Genomic DNA, 22,419 nt, shown 5'->3' with positions numbered 1-22,419 from the left:
TTTGGATTGTATTGAAGGGCGTAGTATGATCTTCGGTTATACAGCGGATTTTTTGGAAGTGCTGGCGTAGTGTCTGGTACAGCGTTTCTTCCGTGCATTGTTTGATTTCGAGGCCACTGCATTTGGTGGGTCCATTAGGGGAGAAGGTGCCGATGGCCATGCTGCCATTCGGTGACACACTGTGACTTGGGTCACGCTCGGATTTTTTTTAAACTTTTTCTGTGTAATGGCATCCGCGCAATGCAAAAAAAAGGGCGGCACAACGGCCGCCCTGTCTTGGATACCACGTCGATGGGCTTCGCTATGGATGATCGTTTTGTGTTTTCTTTTTATCGGAGGGCTTGAACATATTAACCAACAGCGCACCCATTACACCTCCGTAAATCGTACTGTTGATGGGTGAAGAGGTGATAGCGCAGGTGCCGCTGAGGCAGCCTATATAATACCAGTACAGGAAGCCGCCCAGTCCCCCGATCACTATACCTGTAGCCAGGATGATCCAATGCTTCATCATCGTATTATTTATAGTTTTGTCTTTCAGATCACTTCTCCGGTCCATCTCAGGATGCCGCCGGCCAGGTTGACGACAGTGAGCCCAAGCCTGTTCATGCTCGAGCACGCGTGTTGGCTTCTGCCGCCGCTCCTGCAATACACAAAGTAAGTTTTACTTTTATCCAACGAATTTACGCGTTCAGGAAAGGTAATGTCGGTCACATCTATGTTGACCGAGCCCGGAATGCGGCCTTCCTGAAATTCTTCCGGTGTACGCACATCCAGCAGTACGGCTCCCGGGGTTTCCTTTAGTCTCTGTTGAAACGCAATGCTGCCCAGATCTTCGTATGTGTTGATTGTTTTCATATCGGTATTCAGTCTTTACTTAGTTGATTTTGTGCAGGCGAAATCGGTACGCGGCACGGCCGTTGCGGCGATGGCTTTTAATCCGCCCTGTACGTCTGTGAGGTTGTTCCAGCCACGTGCTTTGAGGATGGAAGCGGCGATCATCGAGCGATACCCTCCGGCGCAATGCAGGTAGACGTCGCCGGTCTTCGGGATCTCGGCGAGGTGCTGGTTGATGTAGTCGAGCGGCACATTTGCGGCTCCTTCGATGTGCTCGGCTTGATACTCTCCGGGCTTACGCACGTCGATGACGTATAGTTTTTGCTCCTTAAACCGCCCGGCAAACTCGGCGGCGGAGATTGTGTCGACCAGGTCGATTTCCTTGCCGGCATCGCGCCAGGTTTGGAATCCGCCGTTCAGGTAGCCGATCGCATGATCAAAACCCACGCGGGCCAAGCGGGTAATCACTTCTTCTTCGCGGCCTTTGTCAGCCACGATCAGCAGCGGCTGCTGCGTACCCGGGATGATGGCACCTACCCACGGCGCAAAACTTCCGTCAATGCCGATATTAATCGACCTGGGAATGAACCCACTCGCAAAGACCTGAGCATCGCGCGTGTCCAGCACCAGCGCACCGGTTTCGTTGGCCGTCAGTTCAAAAGCTTCGGCCGAAAGGGCACGCATGCCTTTGTTCAAAACAGTGTCTATGCTTTCGTAACCTTCCTTATTCATCTTTACGTTTTCAGGAAAGTATGACGGCGGCGGCAGCAGACCGGCAGTCACTTCTTTGATAAACTCGTCGCGGGTCATACTGGCGCGCAGCGCATAGTTTACCTTTTTTTGGTTGCCCAGTGTATCCACGGTTTCTTTCATCATATTCTTGCCGCACGCTGATCCTGCACCATGAGCAGGGTAGACGATGACCTGGTCAGCCAAAGGCATGATCTTGTTTCGCAGAGAGTCAAAGAGCAAGCCGGCGAGTTCTTCCTGGGTCAGGTGCGCGGCTTTTTGCGCGAGGTCGGGCCGCCCCACGTCGCCGAGAAACAAGGTGTCGCCGCTGAAGAGGGCGTGATCCACACCGTTCTCGTCTTTGAGCAAATAACAGGTAGACTCCATCGTATGTCCTGGGGTATGCAGCACCTTGATGGTGATGTTTCCCACTTTCAATTCCTCACCATCGCGGGCGATATGCGCCTTGAATTTGGGCTGAGCCGTTGGTCCGTAAACAATGGTAGCACCCGTGCTGGCCGCCAAATCGAGATGCCCCGATACAAAGTCCGCATGAAAATGAGTTTCCAGCACATACTTGATTTGCACTTGTTCGGCTTCCGCTTTTTCTATATAAGGTTGGACCTCACGAAGCGGATCGATAATCACCGCTTCTTTTCCGGAACGGATGTAATAGGCACCTTGTGCCAGGCACCCGGTATAAATCTGTTCTATTTTCATGATTGATGGTTTTATTCCCGTTGTTGTATCCTGACACAAAGTTACGAACCCGGGCAGCCCGCTTTCCGTGACAAAAGTCACATGGCTCACAACTTTATATCGCCAATTCTTTTACGATAATAAAGACAGCCATGGCCAGCGCAAACCAGCCGAACCCAGATTTGAGATTCTTGCCGTCGATAAACCTGGATAGGAACATGCCCGCAAAGACGCCCATGATCGCCAGTACGGAGAGTATGATCATCAGCCGGAAATCGATCTCGTGCACCAAGTGCATGTCGCCTATAAAGCCGACAAGAGAGTTCACGGCTATAACGATCAGTGACGTGCCAATGGCCTTTTTCATAGGCAGGCCCACCAGCAGGACAAGTGCGGGAATGATCAGGAAACCTCCGCCCGCACCGACAATACCGGTGATGATCCCGACGATGCCCCCCTGAAACAGGATGATGGCGAACCGCCTTGCGCTCAGAACTATCTCTTTCTCTTCACGCTGTTTGTCGCGGATCATACGGATTGCGGCCAACACCATGATGACCGAGAAGAAGAGCATAAGCGTAATGTCCCGCGTGAGTGTAAAGGTTCCGAGCGAGAATAAGTTGCCAGGTATGTGAGGAAGTAGAAAGTGTCTTGTCAGATAAACAGCCAAGGTCGATGGCAGCGAAAAGAGCAGCGCACTTTTATAATCCACGGTTTTAAGCAACGTGCTGCGTATGCCGCCGACCATGGAAGTGGTACCGACAATAAAAAGCGAGTAAGCTGTGGCCAGCGTGGGCTCGATGTGGAAGAGATAAACTAGCACCGGAATGGTGATGATAGAGCCTCCGCCCCCGATGAGGCCCAGTGAAACGCCGATCAATGCCGAAGCCATGTATCCTGCAAAATTTTCCATCCTCTTTGTAATTATCCGTAAAGTACGGAGATAGAAAGAGGGCAGTCCGTGACTGGACTCACACAACCCGTTATAAACTCAGGCGGACAATCTCATTTCGTGAAATGGAGATCCGTTTCTGTGTTTCCAGTTTTTTGAGCAACCGGGAAATGACCTCGCGGGACGAGTTCAGGTCGTCCGCTATTTCCTGGTGGGTGACGACAATATTCTTTCCACCGACGGAATCGAATTGTCGCTTGAGATAGAACTCCAGCTTCTGATCCATGGAGTGGAATGCCACCTGGTCAATGACCTCCAACAATTCATTGAAACGCGCCCGGTATGTTTCCAGCACAAAATAATACCACTGCCGGTGGTCTTTCATAAGACCGTCCATATATTGAATGGGAATCGTAAGCGCTTTTACAGGCGTTACCGCTTTGGCCTTGACGGCGCTGGTTTCATTTTTGGTGGCGCAGATCATGGACAGCGCACACGCGTTTCCTTTTTCGAGGTAATACAGGAAAAATTCCTCGCCGTCTTCTCCTTCGCGATAGAGTTTTACCCGGCCGTCCAGGATAAGCAAGGAATATTTAAAATATTGACCCGGCCGCATCATCATGGCGCCTTCTTCAAACACTACCACGTTTCCAATAGACTCCAAGTGTTTAATGAGGTCGGTGTCAAATTGTGGGAAGATTTGCTCCAGGCACATGTCCGGCGGGAATTTCGTTAGGGTAATAAGTTACTCGAAAAGTAACAAATTTTCTATGACTGTAAGTGCTTTCGTTTTTTTCGCGATTATAGACTGTCGGTATAAATATGTATGCACTTGTCTTTCCGACAAGTTAACGTTGACGGGAAGAAATGTACAGTAGCCACTCCGTAATTTAAGATGTGCAGGCGATAAGCTGGTGATTTCCCAAATGCAAAGAGCCAGGGAAACCTGGCTCTTTCTCGTGAATAAGTAATATCTAATCAGGAACGATTAATCGCAGCAAGCTTATTCCGCTCATCCTGGAGCTCCCGCGAAAGCTTTGTCTGCTTATCCATCGCCTTACGCTTATAGTCTTCGTACTCGTTGGTGACCATGTTCACCGCCAGCTTTTTCTCTTGCAATGTCTTAGTCATCAGCTTCATACGACCAATGACAGTTCCCACGACAACGGCCAGCGCGCCGAGGAGCACCGCAATCAATGTCAGGAAGGTACCTTTCTCCATATCGATTCCCAACACGCTGATGTGTGTGCTGTCATACAGGATCTCTGTCATGGAAGCCTCTTTTTGCTTCAGGTTATCCTGCACGCCCCCCAATTGCCCGTTCAGGGCAGCAATGTCTTGTTTCGCTTTGCGGATCGCGGCATCTTTTGCGGAGATCGAGTCGCGAATGATCTTCCACACACCATCCAGAACACTTTCTTTGATCACCTTATACTCGCGGTAGTTTTGCGATTTGGTTTTCATGATCGCGAAGCGCTCGCGCAGCGTAATGGGGCCGTCTTCATCGATGGTCGGTTCGGCCACGGGGGCCTGGCGGGGTTTGGTAACCGTGGGGGTGGCCGTGGTGGCAGGTGGTGGCGTGGTTTGAGCCGGTGTGGTGGCCGGCGTCGTTTGTTCGGTGGTGGCAGGGGTGTCCTGCGCGAAAGCATACTGCAAGGCCAGCAGGCACACTACCAGGGCTACAAAATTTTTCATAAGTGGTCTTTTCAGTTGTCGTGATCGTGGTGCAACTTACGACACTCACGTTTTTTTTACTAGCACATTTTTTTTAAGCCGTAAATTCAGTCGTTTAACGCTACACAGGGTCGATAAAACCGAAATCCGGTCATTGGGCGCATGTGCCAACGACACACTCACCCGATTATTGTTTTTCTCTTAGAATCTTTGCATTGTCTAACGGACCACGCTAATCTTGAAAGGAATCTCGCGCAGCGGCTTATCCGTGCTGTACACTTTTTCGGTCGCAATCTTGTCCACCACTTCGATGCCTTCGATCAGCTCCCCAAACACCGTGTACTTCATGTCCAGCGTCATGTAACCGCCGTTGGCGGCATAGGTTTCTTTCTGCTGCGGTGTGAGGGTAAGCCCCAGGTTGCGGGCCTCCATGTCAACATCCTCGGGCAAGTAACGGCCTCCGTGCACGATAAAAAATTCGGCCGCCGACGACTCCAGGTTGGGGTTGTTTTCGTCCACCCGCGCCATCGACAATGCACCCTTCTTGTGGATATACTTCGGGTTGAATTCCGACGGAATGCGGTAGCCCAGGTTCTTCTTCAGGTCGCCGCCCTGGATCATAAATTCGTAGACAATGCGATAAAAATCGGCATCCTCGTAATATCCTTCTTTGATCAGCTTGATGAAGTTGGCACGGTGCAGGGGCGTATCCTCATACAGCCGCAGGCGCATGTTGCCATACTTGGTTTCGATAAGAACTTCCGTCTCGGGGTGTTCTTTTCCATAGCGGGTTAACACGTCCCGCACGTTGGCGGACGTAATGACTTCGCCCTCTTTTTTGCCGCATGAAAACAGCAACAGCAGGCCAAGGATATAATACAGTCTGATCATGGGGTTAATATAGTAAAAGTACCGAATACGGCGTTTTCCGAGCCGGTATTTGGTTGAGCCATGAACCATGCTTATTATTAGGGATGGAAATGCCGGTACCTCCGCCGTGGGCGCGTATTGGTGTATCTGGTTTACCGAACCTAACCGTATGGAAGAAACAAAACAGGAGTTCAAGCCCCGCCTGGGGTTGTTGGATGCCACGATGATTGTGGCCGGGTCGATGATCGGCTCAGGTATTTTTATTGTTAGCTCAGAGATTGCACGCAGTGTCGGCGGCGCCGGCTACCTGATCGGCATGTGGGTGCTCACGGGTGTGATTACCGTGATTGCCGCCGTGAGCTATGGCGAGCTGTCGGCCATGTTTCCCCGCGCCGGCGGCATGTATGTATACCTGCGCGAAGCCTACGGACCCCTCATTGGCTTCTTATACGGATGGACATTCTTTACCATTATCCATACAGGCACTATCGCAGCCGTTGGCGTAGCCTTCGCCAAGTTCACCGCCTACCTGCTGCCCGCCGTAGGGGAGGAGAACATACTCTTCACCGCCGGCGACTTTCAGTTAAAAGCCTCTCAGTTGGTGGCGATCGGGGTCATTGTATTATTGACCTGGATTAATAGCCGGGGTGTAAAAGAAGGCGCTTTTCTGCAGACATTTCTGACCATTGTCAAGATTCTGTCGCTGGCGGGGTTAATTGTGTGTGGCTTTGTATGGGGAGCGGACAGCGCCGTGTGGAATGCGAACTGGCAAAATGCCTGGTCGCTGCATTCTTTGTCGATCGGTAACACGGACGAGATTGTCACGACTGCCCTTACCGGCCTTGCTTTCTTTGGCGCCATGGCTGTGGCCATGAAAGGTGCCCTGTTCTCCAGCGACTCGTGGCACTCCATCACGTCGATCGCCGGTGAAGTCAAAAATCCTCAACGCAACATCGGCCTTAGCCTGCTGCTGGGCACGCTTATCGTGACCGTTATTTATGTTCTTACTAACCTTATGTACCTGGCTGTGATTCCGTTACCGGAAATAGCCTTTGCCAAGAGCGATCGGGTAGGGGTGGTCGCCGCCGAATATATCTTCGGCGCAAGCGGCACGACCGTTATCGCCATCATGATCATGATCTCAACCTTTGGATGTAACAACGGCCTGATCCTGTCGGGGGCCCGTGTATTTTATACCATGGCCACCGACCAGCTCTTCTTCAAGAAAGCCGGCGTCCTTAACAAAGCCAGTGTACCCGCCAATAGCCTCTGGATGCAGTGCACGTGGGCCTCGCTACTCTGCCTCACCGGCAAATACAACGATTTATTGGCACTGGTAATCTTCGGCGTATTGATCTTTTACGTATTGACTATCCTGGGCATCTACATCCTGCGCAAACGTCGTCCTGACATGCCCCGTCCCTACAAAGCCTTTGGCTACCCGGTCTTACCGGCACTATACATCCTTGTAGCTTCCGCATTGGCCATACTACTCCTGATATTCGAAAGCCAATATACGCTACCCGGCCTAATCGTAATCCTTCTGGGAATCCCGGTCTACTACATGGCCATGCGGAAAACAGCGTGAGTGTGAACCCGATAGCTAACGGGTGTGAGAGCGAAGAGAATCATTCGTATTCGCTGTCACACTCCCGTTCAAAAGTGCGCCCGGACTCCAATGCCGGCATGCAAAATCTGCCAAATGTTGAGATGCTCCGTATTCTGCACATAGCTCACAAACTTGATCTCGTTCGTTCCCAGCTCATAGTATAGCGCCGCCCTTTTCACATTCTTCCACCGCGGCGTTGTGCGACTAATATTTCCACCAATAAAAATATTCACCCGCACGGCCTCGCTCCACCAGTAATATCCACTCGGATACCAGCCCGGCAAATCCGACGAGTACTGCCGCCCCATAGTGTAATTAAAGAACGTACCGATGGTCAACGGTCGCAATTCCGTTCGCTCGTCAAGGCGAACCTTCCACGGCGCCGCTGTAAATTTCAGCGTCAGCGTTTGCAGGCTTTCGCCACCAGCCTGTGAAGGCAGCACATACCCAAAGAGCAGGTCGACATATGCTTTATCGTGAAAGACGGAATACCCCGCACCCACCGAAACAAACCCGATACTACCTGCATACTGGGCTACGGCCACATCGGGTGCATACCATTTACGTGTAGACTGCTGCGTGCTGTCTTGCGCAGAAGCTGACGCCCCGGCCGCCAGGACGAACGCGGCAAAAAGAACTATAGATAGGTGGCGCATCATTAATAGAATATCTTTTTAAACTCCACCTGATCATCCCAAAGTTTTACCATCAGGTACATCCGCTCGTTCATGCTGGTCGAGACCAAATAGCGAATATTTCCCTCGTTGTACGTCGTGTCGCGGAAGGCGTGCAGATGACCGTGCAGCGATAAGTTCACCTTGCCCGAGCTGTAGAGTGTTTCGTTGTATTTGGCCGCCAGCGTTTTATCAAAGTCGCTATCAAAGGGTGGCACGTGTGAAATTACCACGGCGCGTTGGAAGTCGTCGCCCGCCAACTGCTTTTGCAACCAGTCCAGGTCGGGAACGTTGCCGTCAAAGGCGTACTCGCGCGAGTTGGTATTTAATAGAATAAACTTGAAGTCGCGGTACAAGAACGAGTCGTTGAGTGGGCCGTACATTTTCTTATACACTTTCTCACCGTTGCCCGACAGGTCGTGGTTGCCGATTACCGCCAGGTACGGTTTGTTGAGCTTGCGCATGATGTCGTGTATCCACTCGAACTCATCGCGTACGCCGAAGTCGGTAATGTCGCCATCGAGCATCACGAAGTCGGCCTTCTGTTTGTTTGCGCTCGACACGAAGTCTTCAACCTCGTCGTAAAAACGTTGCGTGTCGCCCATTAAAATAAGGGTGAGCGTATCCGTAGCAGGGGTTGTTTGCTGAATCCGTGCGATGGCTTTGGCATTCAGATTCGTGTCACTGTCAGGGATTCTGACTTCGTAGGGATGGTACTCAAAGAGGTCGCACCCGGCAAACAGGAGTGCCAAGGCCCCAGCATAAAAATATCGCATACACAGTTCTCTTTCTTGCCGTTTTTCGCGGCGTTTAATTTGTTATCGCCACAGGGCGCGAGGGGTCTTGCCAAAGTGGTACGTTTAAATCGGGCGCAAAGATGCGTAGTTCTCTGAAATCTTTGATATGATCGGCAAAAAACTGATTAACTTGCGGCACTGTTGCCCTCTACACATTCCCGGAGCCACCCTACGTACTGATATAAAACGTTTGTGATGCGTATCATCACATGACAGGAATGAACTGCAACCGTTTGTACCTCGGACGTGTACTGGCCGTGCTCGGGCTGTGCGTTTCCCTGGTTCGTTGTACGCCTTCGGCCGACCAGGCTTCTGCGGACGTGAACCTCGACTCGCTGCTGATCGATGCCATACGAAAAACAGAAGAACTCAAGTTCGAAACCGCTCACGCCGAACTGGTGGAACTGGAAATCCTCGCGCGCGAACGCCGCGATGAGCTCAAACAAATCCAGGCCCTCATTAACATGGGCATTCTGTACCTGAAGTACAACGAACACGACGAAGCGCTTCGTTACCTCTTTCAATCGTTGGAGCTTGCCCAGCAATACAAGCGCGAGGAAATTCTCAACACCATCTACAACAACATCGGCGTTGTATATTCTACGAACGACGCCACCCAGCAAGCCATTAACTATTATAAGATAGCACTGGCCATCAGCGAAAAGCAGGGCAACCGCCACCGCATCGCCCTGAACATGCTCAACCTCGGCACCGAAATGCACAAGCTGGGCGACGACCGCGGTGCCCTGCAGAACCTGCATAAGGCCGAGCGTTTATTCCGCGAGGACCGTGACACGGCCAACGTAGCGGTTACTGTCAACAACATCGGCGATATTGCCTACTCCGCCAAAAACTATGACAGCGCCCTGCTGCGATACCGCCAGGCACACGAAATGTCCGTGGGCATTCGCAATCAATACTACCAGGCGGGCTACCTGCTGTCACTCGGCAGAACATTTTACCACTTTGGCCAATACGACTCCGCCGCCGACTATGTAGCCAGAAGCATCGAAGGCTTCGAGCGCATGAAAGACACCGAGAACATCATCGACAGCTATCGGTGGCTCTCAAAAATTTACACAGTGCGGGGTAACATGGAACGCGCGCTTTACTTCTCCAACCTCACCCTTGCCTGGAAAGACACCTTGTCGGAAGAGAAGACAGTCAAGTGGACATCCGAGGCTCAGATGAAATATGAGTATGGCAAAATGGAGACTGCGGTAGAATTGTTACAAGAGGAAGCCAGCCGGCAGCGTCAGTTCTGGATCGGCGTAACGCTCATCGGCATTGTCATCGGCCTGCTTGTCATTTCCGTTTTACGCACAAAGTACGTCAACCTCCAGCAACGCAATGTAATTCTACAAAAGGAACAGGAGGTAGACCGCCTCACCCTCGAAAAGAACCGCGTAGAGCGCGATCAACTGGAACGCGACATGATCGCCACCGAGCGCCTCAACGCCCTTGAACAAGAACGCCTGCGTCAGGAATTAACCTTCAAGGACCGCGAGCTTGCCTCCAAAGCACTACACCTTGTTAATAAGAACGAAACCTTTGCGTCCATCCACAAACTGCTGGCCACGATCGAGTTAAAAGACAACCCCACCGCAAAAAGCCAGCTCGACAAGGCCAAAAAGATCATCCGCGGCAATGACAACAGCGACCAGGAATGGGAGGCCTTCAAGCTTCATTTCCAGGAAGTCCACCCCCAATTCTTCCACCAGCTTCAGGAGGCCTACCCGGATCTGTCCGCCAACGACCTCCGCCTCAGCGCCTATCTATTAATAGACCTGAACTCCAAGGAGATCGCCCAGATTTTTAACATCTCACCGGAATCGGTCAGAAAAAAGAAACAACGCCTGCGCGAAAAGCTAAACCTCGAAAAAGAAGAAGACATCAAAACGCTCCTCAGCCGCTACAAAAAGACAGAGCGAGTGTGACCCGATAGCCATCGGGGTCTGAGAGCGAACAATCCCACCAACGAAAATTTGCCGTTCCAGCCACCCCACAACACATCCTTTAGCCTCGATCGAGAAATAACATACAACGTTTGCGCCACTCCCGCAGCGTAACGCCAAGCCAATTTCGTTTTTCAAACAGACACGGTAGAAAATTACCCCCGTCACGCCCCAAACCGCTTTTTCTTCACAAAACCCCCGCAAATACCTCCCATTTATTGTTTTTTATCGTGCGTGTCACTCTTTGTCACGGTCGTTTTCCACCGGTTTGGGGGATCATGGGGTACATTTGGCCAAGAGCCTAAGTCAAATCAGTTTATCACTTTAACCGAAAACCTAATGAAGAAACTTCTACTGATGGTCCTGGTAAGCATCTCGTGCTTATCGTTGCTACAGGCCCAGCCGAACCTTTCCATTGTGTCGCCGACCGGCCTGGACGAGCCCTACGAGGTAGCCGCCGGTACCGAGGTGACCTTGCGATGGTCGGAGCACGAGGGCTCAGCGCCGCACAGATTTTTCACGTTTGCCGAAGATCCCGAAGCCGGGGGATGGACGCCCGGCCCCAATCCTGCCTGGCAGTCACATTACAACTTCACCTCCAACGGCGACGGAACCTACAATTTTAAGATCCAGATCAACGGGCCTGTTTATGTATGGGCCGGCATGAGCACCGGTGGTGGCAGTGGTTTTATCTACTGGCAATACACGCCGGTCTACCGTTTCGACATCGCTTCCGGTGTGACCATTACCTCGACCGACGGTTGGGTATGTCCTGAAGCGGCCAACAGAGAACGATTGCAGATCACAGGATCGTACACCAGCTACCAATGGTATCTTGACGGCGAAGCCATTCCAGGGGCCACCGGCGCAACATACGATGCTGCCGAACCCGGACAATACAAAGTAGAAGTGCCGAAGAACGGCAACCTCGTTTTCTCCAACACTTTGCGCGTGCGCGAAGCCGGTGTGGCCCTCACGGGCGTGCTGGGCTCCGCCAACAAGCTCACCATGTCGGCCACCGAAGGCCTGACGTCATACCAGTGGCTGAGCGGCGCCAGTGAGGCAGCGCTGACCCCCATTGGGGCGGCCACAAACCGCACCCACCAGGTGACGGTCAATACTACAAAAACATACTATGCCGTGCGCGCCGTACAGGCGGGCTGTGCTGTGCAGTCTTCCGCGCGCGCTGCAAGTACAGCGATCTTTGCAAAACCTGTACTCACAAGCAATGCCGATGAACAAGAGAATGAGCATGGCGTTGTCTGCAAGGGCAACGTCGTTAAACTGTCGGTAGAAGATAAGTATGCCGGCTACAGATGGTTGCGCGACGGCGAGGTGTGGTTTGAAGGAACGGCTGAGAACCATGTGAGCGAGACCAACCTATATGGCGTGGAGGCATCGGTACCCGAGTGGCCAGAGATCTGGCGCGCGGCCGACCCGGTGGATATATTCTTCTACGAGCCTCAACGCCCCGAATTGTTTGGTGTATCCAACTTTTCTTCACATTGCCCCGGCGAGGAGCTGTCGCTGACACTGTCGGATAATGGCTACAAATATACCTGGACCACGCAGGTGTTTGGTCACGAGCCTGAGATCGTTGCGCCCGACGAAAGCTTTACCTACAGCTTTGTGTTCGAAGGCGAAATGCAAATTACAGTAAAGGCTGAAGACGAGATCCAGGGCTGCGAGTCGCAGACACAAGTATACCTGCAGTCGTACGCCGGTCAGCAGTTTTCACTGTCGGTAAGCAACGACGCCCTGGAATATCTCTGCGGCGCGCAGACCCAGGACATCTTCCCTACGGAAGATATGAGCGAGACCCACGACCGCTTTCAGTGGTACACGCTGACCAACGGTGTATACCGTGCGTTGAGTGGCCGGACGAGCCAGCGTATCACCGTTAACACTGCCGGCAACTATGTATTGCGTGCACACCCCATTGCCTGCGCCGACGATCTGATCGTCGAGTCGTTCCCGATGGAAATCCGCGACAACGCTTCACGCCCGCTCTATATTGAGACCGACCACAGCACCCTCTGCGAAGGCGAAAAAGCAACCCTGTCGATTTCCGGCAGCGGCTGGAAGAACATTCAATGGTTTGAAAAGACAGTCGTGAACTCGGGACCGACCGGCCAGCACGTGGTATATATACCTTTGTCGGGATCGGGTTCGGGCATGACCACGCAGGTGGGCAAATTCACGACCTACCAGGTGAAGGCCAACCACGAGTCTTGTCCCTCGGGTGCAAAGGCCACCAGCGAGCCGCTGCAGATCAAGCCCACCGTCAACCCCGTGCTGACAATAGAGCCCGCTGTCAGGCCTAGTCGCTGGGTGCTCGCACCGTACGACTCCATCGCGGATGTGGTGTTCTGCGGAATTTCGGATATAACCGTCAGCGCTCCCGAAGGTTACAGCGGCTATAAGTGGTTCAAAGGTCGCTATGATGGCGGCGGTAATTATGCTTTGGGTGAAGAGGTAGAAGGGGAAAGCACAAACAACTATACCTTTCTGCCCGAGCTGAACTGGCTCACCGCCCGTGTCGTGGGGGAGAACGGCTGCGTGGGCTATTCCGTGCCGCTGCTGATAGATACCTATGTCCACAGCTCACCCGCCGTGGCTGAGCAGGGCAACGGCGAGTTTTGCGCCGAAGGCGACTCCGTATGGCTGGCCAACGCATTTCCGGGCGATAACTGGGTACACTACGAATGGTTTAAAGATGGCGAGCTGATACCCAATTCCGATAATGACACCATCTGGGTAAAAGAACCGGGTGGATACAATGTCACCGGTTTCCCGGAAGAGTGTCCGACCGTCGGCTATAACTCCGGCACCCCGGCACGCATCCGCATGATGCCGAGTCCCTTTGTGATCGAAACGGACACGGCCTACCTGCCCGGCGTCGAAGGTTTTGCCGGCGAGATCTATGACATCCACTGGTTTGTAGACGACGAGCAATACGAGATCCCGGAAGGTCAGCAGGCTTTCATCTATAAAAATGCGCTGGTGCCGGGCAATCATACACTCAGGGTGGAGATCACCAACCCGACCGAATGTACACGCACATCCGATCCATACTCGACCGCCATCACGGGCATCGAACCGGGTGAGCTGGCCGGCAGCGTCCGTGTATACCCGAACCCGACCACCGGGCGAATAAGTTTACACGGCGTACACCCGCAGGCAGTAGCACAGATCAAGGTCTACAACGCACAAGGTATTGTCGTACAGCAAGCGGCTTCATTGCCGACAGACGGTTTGCTTGACCTGACATCCAGCCCGGCTGGTGTATACATCATTGACGTAAAGCTCAAAGATGGCAGCTCGGTGAAGACCCGTGTAGCACGTCAATAATTCCTAACCTCAAACGAAACAACATGAAGTCTTTTCATAGTCTATATTTTCTAATCCTACTCGCTGCGGCCATCGTCCTGGGTGCCTGCGGCAGCGATGACTCCGGCGATGCCGGCTCGGTCGAAAAGGAAAAACTCGCGCTGCTCACGCACACGTGGACGGTCGAGAGCGTCACACAAAGCGACAACCGCACGGTGGAGTTCCAGAACCCCGACTTTACGATTACCCTTGGCGGCGAGTTCCGTGCCGACAACCCGAAAGGACCGTATACCTATACCGTGGCGGGAACTCAGCCGGCCCTGAGGCCCTGGGCCACCAGCGGTACCTGGACCTTCGGCAGCGATGCGTCTAAAACACTCGTACGCGACGACGGTGTCAACGTAGCCTACACGCTCGATGGCAGCACGCTGACGCTGACGTTTACCTGCGCCACGTGCGACGAAGACAATGCGAAGAAGGGTTCGGCTGAAGGTCCCTGGATCTTTGTACTGAAGGCTGACTGATCGTCATATCTTATTCTGTAAACATTAACCGCTTCCCCTGCCACGAGCAGGGGAAGTACCCATTACGCCAGTATCAAATCTTTTTACAACATGAAAAAAACAGCATGTGGGCAGGCTTTATTGCGTCTGGCCCGGGGTGCCGTGCGGGGAACATTTGTGTTTGGGCTATTGTCCATCGCACTGCCCCAAGGCACACAGGCAGCCGTATATAGTCACCCGCTCGTACAAGGCACGCCCATCAAAGGCCGTGTCATCGGCGCCGACAAACAAGGACTGCCCGGCGTGAGCGTTTCCGTCAAAGGAACAACGGTGGGCACCATCACCGACGTCGATGGCAAGTATCAGCTCCAGGCTGCGCCCGACGCTATCCTGGTGTTCTCGTTCATTGGCTATAAGCCCATGGAAGTACCCGCGTCAAACCGCTCCGCGATCGACATTACGTTAGAGGAGGATATCACGCACCTGAACGAAGTAACGGTCGTCTCTACCGGCTATCAGGAAGTAGATAAGCGGTTGTTCACAGGCTCGGTGGTGAATTTGTCCGCGAACGACGTGAAGACCGATGGTGCCACCGACGTGAGCCGCATGCTGCAGGGAAAGGCAGCGGGTGTATCCGTACAAAACGTGTCGGGTACCTTTGGTGCCGCGCCGAAGATTCGCGTGCGGGGAGCAACCTCCATTACCGGCGACAACAAACCCCTGTGGGTAGTCGATGGCGTTGTGCTGGAAGACGTGGTGAATGTCTCTGCCGATCAGTTAACGACCGGTGACCCCAATACACTCATAGGTTCATCTGTTGCCGGCCTCAACAGCGACGACATCGAAAGCTTTACCATTCTGAAAGATGCATCGGCCACAGCGTTGTACGGCGCACGGGCAAAAGATGGTGTCATTGTTATCAAAACAAAGAAAGGCCGTGTCGGCAAACCCGTGGTAACCTATACCGGCAACTTCTCGACCTACCTCAAGCCTACGTACGATTCCTACAACATCCTGAACTCGTCCGACCAGATGGCGGTATACCGCGAGCTCGACCGCAAGGGTCTGCTCAACCACTCCGACGCATCGCGTGGTGCGAACGGTGGGGTGTTCCGCAAGATGTACGACCTGATCAATACCGACTTCAACGAAGATGATGGCACGTGGGCGCTGCCCAACACACCGGAGGCACGTAACGCATTCCTGCGCCGGTATGCCATGGCCAACACTGATTGGTTCGACCTGCTGTTTAAGAACTCGTTTGTACAAGAGCACTCCGTGGGGGTATCCTCCGGTACAGAGACGTCGCAGCTGTATGTTTCCTCCAGCTTTTACAACGACAATGGCTGGACGGTGGCCGACAACGTGAAGCGTTATACCATCAACGCCCGCGGTACTTTCAAGATTTCGGACAAGCTCAGCCTCGGCATCCTGGCCGCCGGCGCCGTACGCGATCAGCGTGTGCCCGGCACGATCGCGCGCCAGACCAACGCCGTGCAAGGCAGCTTTAACCGCGACTTTGACATCAACCCCTTCAGCTATGCGCTTAACACCAGCCGTACGCTGACCGCCTTTGATGAAACGGGCAAACGCGAGTACTTCACCCGCAATTACGCGCCCTTTAACATCCTGAACGAGATCGACAACAACTACATCAATCTCAACCAGCTTGACCTCAAGCTGCAGGGCGAAGCCAGCTATGCCATCCTGTCCAACCTCAAGTACGACTTCATCGGCGCCTACCGCCAGGTGCGCACCAGCACCGAGCACAACGTATCCGAAGGATCGAACATGGCGGAAGCGTACCGCGCGGCCAACTCACAGGTCGTAAAACAGGGAAACAAGTTCTTGTACTATAATCCCGACTTCCCCAATGCCGACCCAGTCATCGTACTGCCCGAAGGTGGTTTCTACAACCGCACCGACGACCAGATGGTAAGCTATTACTTCAAGAACCAGCTTAGCTGGAATTATACCCTTAACACCGACCACGTCATCCACGCCGTGGCCGGCCAGGAAGTACGCCAGGTAGATCGCCAGAACGCCTTTAACAACGGCTATGGCTATCAGTTCAGCAAAGGCGGCGTAGCCTTCACAGACTACCGTATCATCAAGCAGCTGCTGGAGGGCAACTTCAGTTACTTCGGTATGAACAACACGCACGACCGGTACGCCAGCTTCTATGCTTCGGGCAACTACGCCTATAAAGGCAAATACATCCTCAATGCCACGGGCCGGATGGACGGCTCGAACCGCCTGGGTGAATCGACCACGGCACGCTGGCTGCCGACCTGGAACGTGAGCGGCGCCTGGAACATCGACAGCGAGCGCTTCATGGAGAACATCCGGTATGTAGACTTCCTTACGTTGCGTGCCGGCTACGGCCTGACCGCCAACGCGGGCAACGCCACCAACTCGTCGGTGGTATACCGGAGTGGCACAACACCGCGTCCGTCGCTCGACGAGAACGAGTCACAGATCATCATCGAAGGACTCGAAAACTCCGACCTGACGTGGGAGAAACAATACGAGCTGAACGTTGGCGTTAACACCGGCTTCCTGAACAAATACACTGTCACGCTTGACTACTACCGCCGTAATCACTTCGACCTGATCGACATCATCAAGACGCCGGGTGTGGGTGGTGAAGCCTATAAGGCCGTGAACTATGCCGACATGAAGTCACATGGGATAGACCTCTCGATCGGGGCACCGGTATATGTACGCGGCAATGTAAACTGGTCCACGTCGTTTATCTTCAGCCACAACAAGAGCGAGATTACCAATCTAAAAAACCAGCCACGCATCATCGACATGGTATTCCCCGACGGCGGTGCCGTGGAGGGTTACCCGGTACGGGGCCTTTTCTCCATCGACTTCCAGGGGCTGGATCCCAAAACCGGCGTTCCGTTGTTTATCAACCACGACGGCCAGGTGAGTCCGGATGTATACATGCAGAGCCTCGCGACCCAATACCTGAAGTATGAAGGATCGGTAGATCCAACGATAACCGGTGGCTGGTCGAATACCGTACGATACAAAAACTTTACGCTGAATGTCTTCCTGACCTACCAGGCAGGAAACAAGATCCGCCTGAATCCGGCCTTCCAGAGCTCATACAGCGACCTGGATGCCATGCCTCGCGAGTTCCTTGACCGTTGGGTGATGCGCGGCGACGAGCGTTACACCGATATCCCGTCTATACCCGATGGGATCACACTCGGTTCGCTCGGTTCGATCTATCCCTACAACAGCTACAACTACTCTACAGCCCGCGTTGCCGACGGCTCATTCGTACGCCTGCGCACTGTATCGCTGGGCTACAACCTGCCGTCGCGCATGCTGAACGGCACCGGCTTTGAGACGGCGTCGCTGACGCTCACCGGCACCAACCTCTGGTTGCTTTATGCCGACCGCGACCTGTATGGACAAGACCCCGAGTTCTTTGGCTCGGGCGGTGTAGCCATGCCGGTAGCCAAACAGATTACAGCCTCTGTCAAATTGAGTTTTTAAATCCTTGCCATGAACATCATGAAATATAGATCAATAGGAGAGATGATCCGCACCAGGTGGGCCACATCGCGGGTTGCGAATCCTGCTAGCGCTCTCGCTCTCACACTCACTCTGTTCTCGCTGGGCGGCTGTGGTGACTTTCTGTCCGAGTCGCCCGACAACCGGGCCACGCTCGATTCGCAGGAGAAACTGGCCGAGCTGCTGGTAACAGCCTATCCCGAAACAAACTACGCCATGTTCTGCGAAGCCATGTCCGACAACGTCGAAGACAATCCGGCGGCACCGCAAGATCCGCGCAACGCCGATCCATACTTCTGGCGCGACGGTACCTCTACGGATCAAGACACGCCGGAAGACTACTGGAACGGCTGCTACAAAGCTATTGCTGCTGCCAACCACGCATTGGAATTTATCAACAACAGCGGTACCCCCGAGTTATACGCGGCACAAAGAGGCGAAGCGCTCGTTGCCCGTGCATACTCGCACTTTATGATCGTGACGCTGTTTGCCAAAACGTATAACCCGAACACCGCCGCGGCTGATCCCGGTATTCCGTATGTCACCGATCCGGAAAAGCAATCGTTTAAAAACTACGAGCGCAAGACCGTCCAGTATGTATACGACATGATTGAGCAAGACCTGACCGAAGGTCTGCCGCTGATCGACGACAAAGCGTACACCAAAGGTGAGAGCGCGACCGGTGTCGTGAAGTACCATTTCACACAAATGGCAGCGCACGCATTTGCTTCGCGTTTTTACCTCTTCAAACGCAACTATGCAAAGGTGATTGAGCACGCCGATGCGGCCATCCCGGCGGCGGAGATCCGCAACTACCTGCGTCCGTGGAATACCGTTTATAAAAGCTATTCGGCTACCGAGCTGTTGATCAATTATACAAAAGCCACCGAGACCTCCAACATCTTGCTGTGCGAGACGCTGTCGGACTGGACACGCTCGTTCTCTACACTACGCTATGCCACGGGCGCGCCGCGCTACCAGGAGATCTTCAATGAAAACCCCGCCGGCGGTGAGTATTCGTACTCTGTGTTCTATCGCTCATTCGGTGTATACTTTGTCAATAAATTCCGCGAGCATTTTGTGCAGGTCGGTGTCAATGCGAATACCGGTTATGTGTATACCATCATGCCGTTGTTTACGGCCGAAGAAGTACTGTTCAACCGGGCGGAGGCGTATGCCATGCAAAAGAACCTGGGCACCGCTGTTCAGGAGCTCGACATATGGGCCAGCACCCGCATTGTGGACTACAGCCCGCGCTACCAGATGTTGCCGGAGTGGATCGCCGACTATTACTATGGCTATGCCAAAAGCAATCAGGAGGCCGTCATCATGGCAATCCTCGCATTCCGCCGGGTAGAATTCCTGCACGAAGGCATGCGCTGGTTTGACATCGTGCGCCACAACCTGCCGGTAACACATAGAACCAACGATGGGAAAGTCCTGGAGCTGAAAGCCAACGACCCACGCCGTGTGCTGCAGTTGCCGCGCGAGGCGGTAACAACCGGAGGCCTCAGCCCCAATGCCCGCTAATCATTATTCATGACAGACTTTATGTATATGCGCTATACAAAATTTATGCTTCCGATGATCGTGGCCCTGCTCACAGCAGTGTCCTGTAACGATCCCTACAACGACGAGCTCCGCGAGCCTGAGCTGGTGGACGGCGACCCGTCCGATAAGACCGCCCTCGACAACTGGCTGTTCGACACCTTCACGGGGCCGTACAACATTGAAGTAAAATACAAATGGGATGCCTCCGAATCCGACATCTATAAAACGCTGGTGCCCCCGCGCGAAAACAAAGTGCAGGAGGTAATGGACGTAGTCGACCAGGTGTGGATCGAACCCTTCGTGGATATTGCCGGGGCCAACTTCATCAAGAAACTTTGCCCCAAGCAATTTGTATTGGTGGGCAGCGCCCGGTATAACTTCGACGGTACCATTACACTGGGTACGGCCGAAGGTGGCCGCAAAGTAGTGCTCTACGTCATCAACGACTTTGTGAAGACCGACGCCTTCGAAGTAAAGCAGATGATGCACACCATCGAGCACGAGTTTACACACATCCTGAACCAGAACGTCTCCTTCCAGCCTGAGTTTAAGGTAGTAACACCCGGTGCCTACACGGCGGCCTGGAACACTGTGCCACTGGCAGACGCCCGTGCAGCAGGGTTTATTACCAGTTACGCCATGGCTTCGCCCGACGAGGACTTCGCCGAGATGACCTCTATGATGCTCATCGAGGGCCGCGACGCCTACGAGAACATCCTCAGCTGCGAAACCACCGCTGCATCATACGAAGCGCTTCGCCGCAAGGAGAAGCTGGTGGTAGAGTACTTCCAGAAAGCGTTTAAGATCGACTTCTACGAGCTGCAAACAAAAGTGCAGGCCGCCATCACCGCCATTGCACCCGAAAACGGTAACCCTGGAGGCGAACAGCCGCCCGCCTTATTGGACGTATGGGGTTATGGCAAGCAGTATGGAACATTTACCGTGGACCTGATGACTATGATCGAGTCGGCCGAGATCACCAACCGTTATGCGGCTGATAACGACATTTTACATCGCTACGACCTGGCGCTGGACTACAACTTCCGCCTGACCTTCCTGGAAGCCAATCAAATTATGTTGACGTTGTATTACTACACCACCGACTCGGAAGTACGCGAATACAAGACCGCCAACTTTGTATACGAGCTGCACGAGGATCCTGTGGACGATGCCGTCGGCGAATATGGACTGGGCATGCCCGCCATGGACGATGCCGCCCGTGAGCTGGTGGAGAAATATGGCGCCGTCTATATACCGGGTTACTTTATCGGCCCTTTCTTCTTCGATTGGGCGACGACCTGCTCCGGTTATCGCTACGCAGCGTTGTATCCGGTCTACGCGCCGAACAGCTATTGCCTCGGTGTATTAAAACCTTAACCTGTAGCCGAAACGTATGAACATGAAAACATTAAAAAAATATACGCTGGTGTTGCTGGTATCGGCAGTAACGCTCTTCTCCTGCGAGAAGGACTACGACCGTGTCTTTAGCGAGACCGCCGAAACACGCTTGCAGAAAGTACTCGACGAATACAACACCCAGCTGCAGGATGCACCCTATGGCTGGAAGGCGTCGCTGATCACGGGCTCGGGCATTGAATACTTCTATTACCTCGACTTCGCCGCCGATGGCCGGGTAAACATGCTGTCCGACTTCAACGCCAACACGGCCGGCACCATACAGTCCGCCACGTGGGAGCTGAAGGCCCTGCAAACGGCCACCCTGAGCTTTCCGACATATTCCTACATTCACCTGCCTGCGGACCCGAAAGGTGAAGTAAACGGCGGGTTCGACGGCGAAGGACGTCTGTCAGACTTCGAGTTTGCCTTTGCCCGCGCCACCGCCGACAGCATCCTGCTGGAAGGCCTTCAACGCGGCTCGCACATGACCCTGGTACAAGCCACCGCCGAAGAGCAGGACCTGGTACTCGGAGGCCGGATCAAAGACATCCTGGCGTACGGCCTCAGCGGCGACGGCTTGCAACTGACACTCTCCGGTGGACGCACCATCACTTTTGCCCTGAACGCCGACGAGAAAAAGCTCACCGCGCAATATATCTCCGACGACGGCACGAAGGTAGAAGTAACACCGCTATCGTACTCCGTATCCATGCAGGGCATATTATTAAACACGCCGATCCATGCCTATGGTCAAACGATTCAGGAGCTGTTATGGGATGCCTCCGGCAAACGATACTACGTAACGATTGGAGGCACGTCCGTCCCCATCATTCAAAACCCTGACCTCTATTTCTTCCGTCCCGCCATTCCGATCCAGGACGTACTGGGTGCTGACTTTTTCGCTGTGCTGGTGCCCTATGGATCCGTCAACAAACCGATAAAGGGGCAGTCGCCACTCTTTACGGAATTGTATCAGGCGGCTGCGGCCGAGCTGCAAACCTGGGAGGTTCCCATCGAGCTCTACGATATGTTCGTAGCGTTCGATATAAATACCAATACCATGTACCTGGTCGTGCGCGTCGTCCAAAGCAACACCTTGTTTACGGCCCAGTATAACTACCATTATACTTTGTCGGGCGAAGGCGTTTACACGTTTGGCCCCGGCACGGCCGTCGACGACAACGCAAAGGCGCTTGCAGCGACCATGAGCAACATCTTTGTATATATCAATGGTGATAGTTTTAAAGCAGAATTTGTCGGCGGCACGGAGGCCCTCACTGGCGGCTTCTTCAGCCAGGAGCACCCCGAGTTCTCCTTCTCCGGCATTCTGACAAACTAAGAACCTCGAACACGTTAGGTTGAGGATTAAG

17 protein-coding genes are annotated in these 22,419 nt (G+C 53.5%); 8 read left to right on the top strand and 9 right to left on the bottom strand.

Going from position 1 to position 22,419, the window contains the following annotated elements:
- Nucleotides 1-301 precede the first annotated feature (301 nt).
- The 7 genes from K7P01_RS25860 to K7P01_RS25830 form a co-directional block, all read right to left on the bottom strand.
- A complete protein-coding gene (locus K7P01_RS25860) occupies nt 302-514 on the bottom strand; it encodes a DUF6132 family protein (RefSeq protein WP_267297494.1) in 213 nt (70 codons plus the stop codon).
- A gap of 23 nt (nt 515-537) precedes the next feature.
- Nucleotides 538-858, bottom strand: coding sequence for a rhodanese-like domain-containing protein (locus K7P01_RS25855; protein ID WP_267297493.1), 321 nt, complete (start codon nt 856-858; stop codon nt 538-540).
- A 15-nt stretch (nt 859-873) separates the two neighbouring features.
- Nucleotides 874-2,286: an MBL fold metallo-hydrolase gene (locus K7P01_RS25850; protein ID WP_267297492.1), complete on the bottom strand. Its 1,413-nt coding sequence runs from the start codon at nt 2,284-2,286 to the stop codon at nt 874-876.
- A gap of 94 nt (nt 2,287-2,380) precedes the next feature.
- Nucleotides 2,381-3,178, bottom strand: coding sequence for a sulfite exporter TauE/SafE family protein (locus tag K7P01_RS25845; protein ID WP_267297491.1), 798 nt, complete (start codon nt 3,176-3,178; stop codon nt 2,381-2,383).
- 70 nt (nt 3,179-3,248) lie between these two features.
- Nucleotides 3,249-3,872 (bottom strand): Crp/Fnr family transcriptional regulator, encoded by a 624-nt coding sequence (locus K7P01_RS25840; RefSeq protein ID WP_267297490.1) that lies wholly within the window; start codon nt 3,870-3,872, stop codon nt 3,249-3,251.
- 263 nt (nt 3,873-4,135) lie between these two features.
- Nucleotides 4,136-4,852, bottom strand: a complete 717-nt coding sequence (locus K7P01_RS25835) for a hypothetical protein (RefSeq protein ID WP_267297489.1) — start codon at nt 4,850-4,852, stop codon at nt 4,136-4,138.
- Between the two features lie 198 nt (nt 4,853-5,050).
- Complete coding sequence (locus K7P01_RS25830) at nt 5,051-5,722, bottom strand: peptidylprolyl isomerase (protein WP_267297488.1); 672 nt, start codon at nt 5,720-5,722, stop codon at nt 5,051-5,053.
- A 67-nt stretch (nt 5,723-5,789) separates the two neighbouring features.
- Between K7P01_RS25830 and K7P01_RS25825 the strand changes: the two genes are divergently transcribed.
- A complete protein-coding gene (locus K7P01_RS25825; protein ID WP_317987635.1) occupies nt 5,790-7,289 on the top strand; it encodes an APC family permease in 1,500 nt (499 codons plus the stop codon).
- 68 nt (nt 7,290-7,357) lie between these two features.
- Here the strand turns inward: K7P01_RS25825 and K7P01_RS25820 are convergent, their stop codons facing one another.
- Nucleotides 7,358-7,969 (bottom strand): hypothetical protein, encoded by a 612-nt coding sequence (locus tag K7P01_RS25820; protein WP_267297487.1) that lies wholly within the window; start codon nt 7,967-7,969, stop codon nt 7,358-7,360.
- Nucleotides 7,969-8,760, bottom strand: a complete 792-nt coding sequence (locus tag K7P01_RS25815; RefSeq protein ID WP_267297486.1) for a metallophosphoesterase family protein — start codon at nt 8,758-8,760, stop codon at nt 7,969-7,971. Before K7P01_RS25815 ends, K7P01_RS25820 begins: the two co-directional genes overlap by 1 nt.
- A 239-nt stretch (nt 8,761-8,999) precedes the next feature.
- Between K7P01_RS25815 and K7P01_RS25810 the strand changes: the two genes are divergently transcribed.
- The 7 genes from K7P01_RS25810 to K7P01_RS25780 all read left to right on the top strand — a co-directional run bounded on the left by K7P01_RS25810 (nt 9,000) and on the right by K7P01_RS25780 (nt 22,388).
- Nucleotides 9,000-10,718: a tetratricopeptide repeat protein gene (locus K7P01_RS25810; protein ID WP_267297485.1), complete on the top strand. Its 1,719-nt coding sequence runs from the start codon at nt 9,000-9,002 to the stop codon at nt 10,716-10,718.
- A 357-nt stretch (nt 10,719-11,075) separates the two neighbouring features.
- A complete protein-coding gene (locus K7P01_RS25805) occupies nt 11,076-14,087 on the top strand; it encodes a T9SS type A sorting domain-containing protein (protein WP_267297484.1) in 3,012 nt (1,003 codons plus the stop codon).
- A 23-nt stretch (nt 14,088-14,110) separates the two neighbouring features.
- Nucleotides 14,111-14,590, top strand: coding sequence for a hypothetical protein (locus K7P01_RS25800; protein ID WP_267297483.1), 480 nt, complete (start codon nt 14,111-14,113; stop codon nt 14,588-14,590).
- A gap of 90 nt (nt 14,591-14,680) precedes the next feature.
- Complete coding sequence (locus K7P01_RS25795; RefSeq protein WP_267297482.1) at nt 14,681-18,082, top strand: SusC/RagA family TonB-linked outer membrane protein; 3,402 nt, start codon at nt 14,681-14,683, stop codon at nt 18,080-18,082.
- Between the two features lie 18 nt (nt 18,083-18,100).
- Nucleotides 18,101-19,630 carry a RagB/SusD family nutrient uptake outer membrane protein gene (locus tag K7P01_RS25790; protein WP_267297481.1) on the top strand — a complete coding sequence of 510 codons (1,530 nt, stop codon included), beginning with the start codon at nt 18,101-18,103 and terminating at the stop codon, nt 19,628-19,630.
- Nucleotides 19,631-19,639: 9 nt separating this feature from the next.
- Nucleotides 19,640-21,028 carry a zinc-binding metallopeptidase gene (locus K7P01_RS25785; protein ID WP_267297480.1) on the top strand — a complete coding sequence of 463 codons (1,389 nt, stop codon included), beginning with the start codon at nt 19,640-19,642 and terminating at the stop codon, nt 21,026-21,028.
- A gap of 22 nt (nt 21,029-21,050) precedes the next feature.
- Complete coding sequence (locus tag K7P01_RS25780) at nt 21,051-22,388, top strand: DUF4302 domain-containing protein (RefSeq protein ID WP_267297479.1); 1,338 nt, start codon at nt 21,051-21,053, stop codon at nt 22,386-22,388.
- Nucleotides 22,389-22,419 lie beyond the last annotated feature (31 nt).

The sequence above is a fragment of the Parachryseolinea silvisoli genome, from assembly GCF_021190955.1.
GTDB lineage: Bacteria > Bacteroidota > Bacteroidia > Cytophagales > Cyclobacteriaceae > Ohtaekwangia > Ohtaekwangia silvisoli.
This window is presented reverse-complemented; position numbering and strand designations above follow the sequence as displayed.

Excerpts from the sequence above, each read along its gene's own strand:
- K7P01_RS25805 (WP_267297484.1), top strand. The coding sequence starts at position 11,076 with ATGAAGAAACTTCTACTGATGGTCCTGGTAAGCATCTCGTGCTTATCG.
- K7P01_RS25820 (WP_267297487.1), bottom strand. The coding sequence starts at position 7,969 with ATGATGCGCCACCTATCTATAGTTCTTTTTGCCGCGTTCGTCCTGGCG.
- K7P01_RS25825 (WP_317987635.1), top strand. The coding sequence starts at position 5,790 with ATGCTTATTATTAGGGATGGAAATGCCGGTACCTCCGCCGTGGGCGCG.
- K7P01_RS25855 (WP_267297493.1), bottom strand. The coding sequence starts at position 858 with ATGAAAACAATCAACACATACGAAGATCTGGGCAGCATTGCGTTTCAA.
- K7P01_RS25835 (WP_267297489.1), bottom strand. The coding sequence starts at position 4,852 with ATGAAAAATTTTGTAGCCCTGGTAGTGTGCCTGCTGGCCTTGCAGTAT.
- K7P01_RS25815 (WP_267297486.1), bottom strand. The coding sequence starts at position 8,760 with ATGCGATATTTTTATGCTGGGGCCTTGGCACTCCTGTTTGCCGGGTGC.
- K7P01_RS25795 (WP_267297482.1), top strand. The coding sequence starts at position 14,681 with ATGAAAAAAACAGCATGTGGGCAGGCTTTATTGCGTCTGGCCCGGGGT.
- K7P01_RS25800 (WP_267297483.1), top strand. The coding sequence starts at position 14,111 with ATGAAGTCTTTTCATAGTCTATATTTTCTAATCCTACTCGCTGCGGCC.
- K7P01_RS25840 (WP_267297490.1), bottom strand. The coding sequence starts at position 3,872 with ATGTGCCTGGAGCAAATCTTCCCACAATTTGACACCGACCTCATTAAA.
- K7P01_RS25845 (WP_267297491.1), bottom strand. The coding sequence starts at position 3,178 with ATGGAAAATTTTGCAGGATACATGGCTTCGGCATTGATCGGCGTTTCA.
- K7P01_RS25785 (WP_267297480.1), top strand. The coding sequence starts at position 19,640 with ATGACAGACTTTATGTATATGCGCTATACAAAATTTATGCTTCCGATG.
- K7P01_RS25780 (WP_267297479.1), top strand. The coding sequence starts at position 21,051 with ATGAAAACATTAAAAAAATATACGCTGGTGTTGCTGGTATCGGCAGTA.
- K7P01_RS25810 (WP_267297485.1), top strand. The coding sequence starts at position 9,000 with ATGAACTGCAACCGTTTGTACCTCGGACGTGTACTGGCCGTGCTCGGG.
- K7P01_RS25790 (WP_267297481.1), top strand. The coding sequence starts at position 18,101 with ATGAAATATAGATCAATAGGAGAGATGATCCGCACCAGGTGGGCCACA.
- K7P01_RS25850 (WP_267297492.1), bottom strand. The coding sequence starts at position 2,286 with ATGAAAATAGAACAGATTTATACCGGGTGCCTGGCACAAGGTGCCTAT.
- K7P01_RS25830 (WP_267297488.1), bottom strand. The coding sequence starts at position 5,722 with ATGATCAGACTGTATTATATCCTTGGCCTGCTGTTGCTGTTTTCATGC.
- K7P01_RS25860 (WP_267297494.1), bottom strand. The coding sequence starts at position 514 with ATGATGAAGCATTGGATCATCCTGGCTACAGGTATAGTGATCGGGGGA.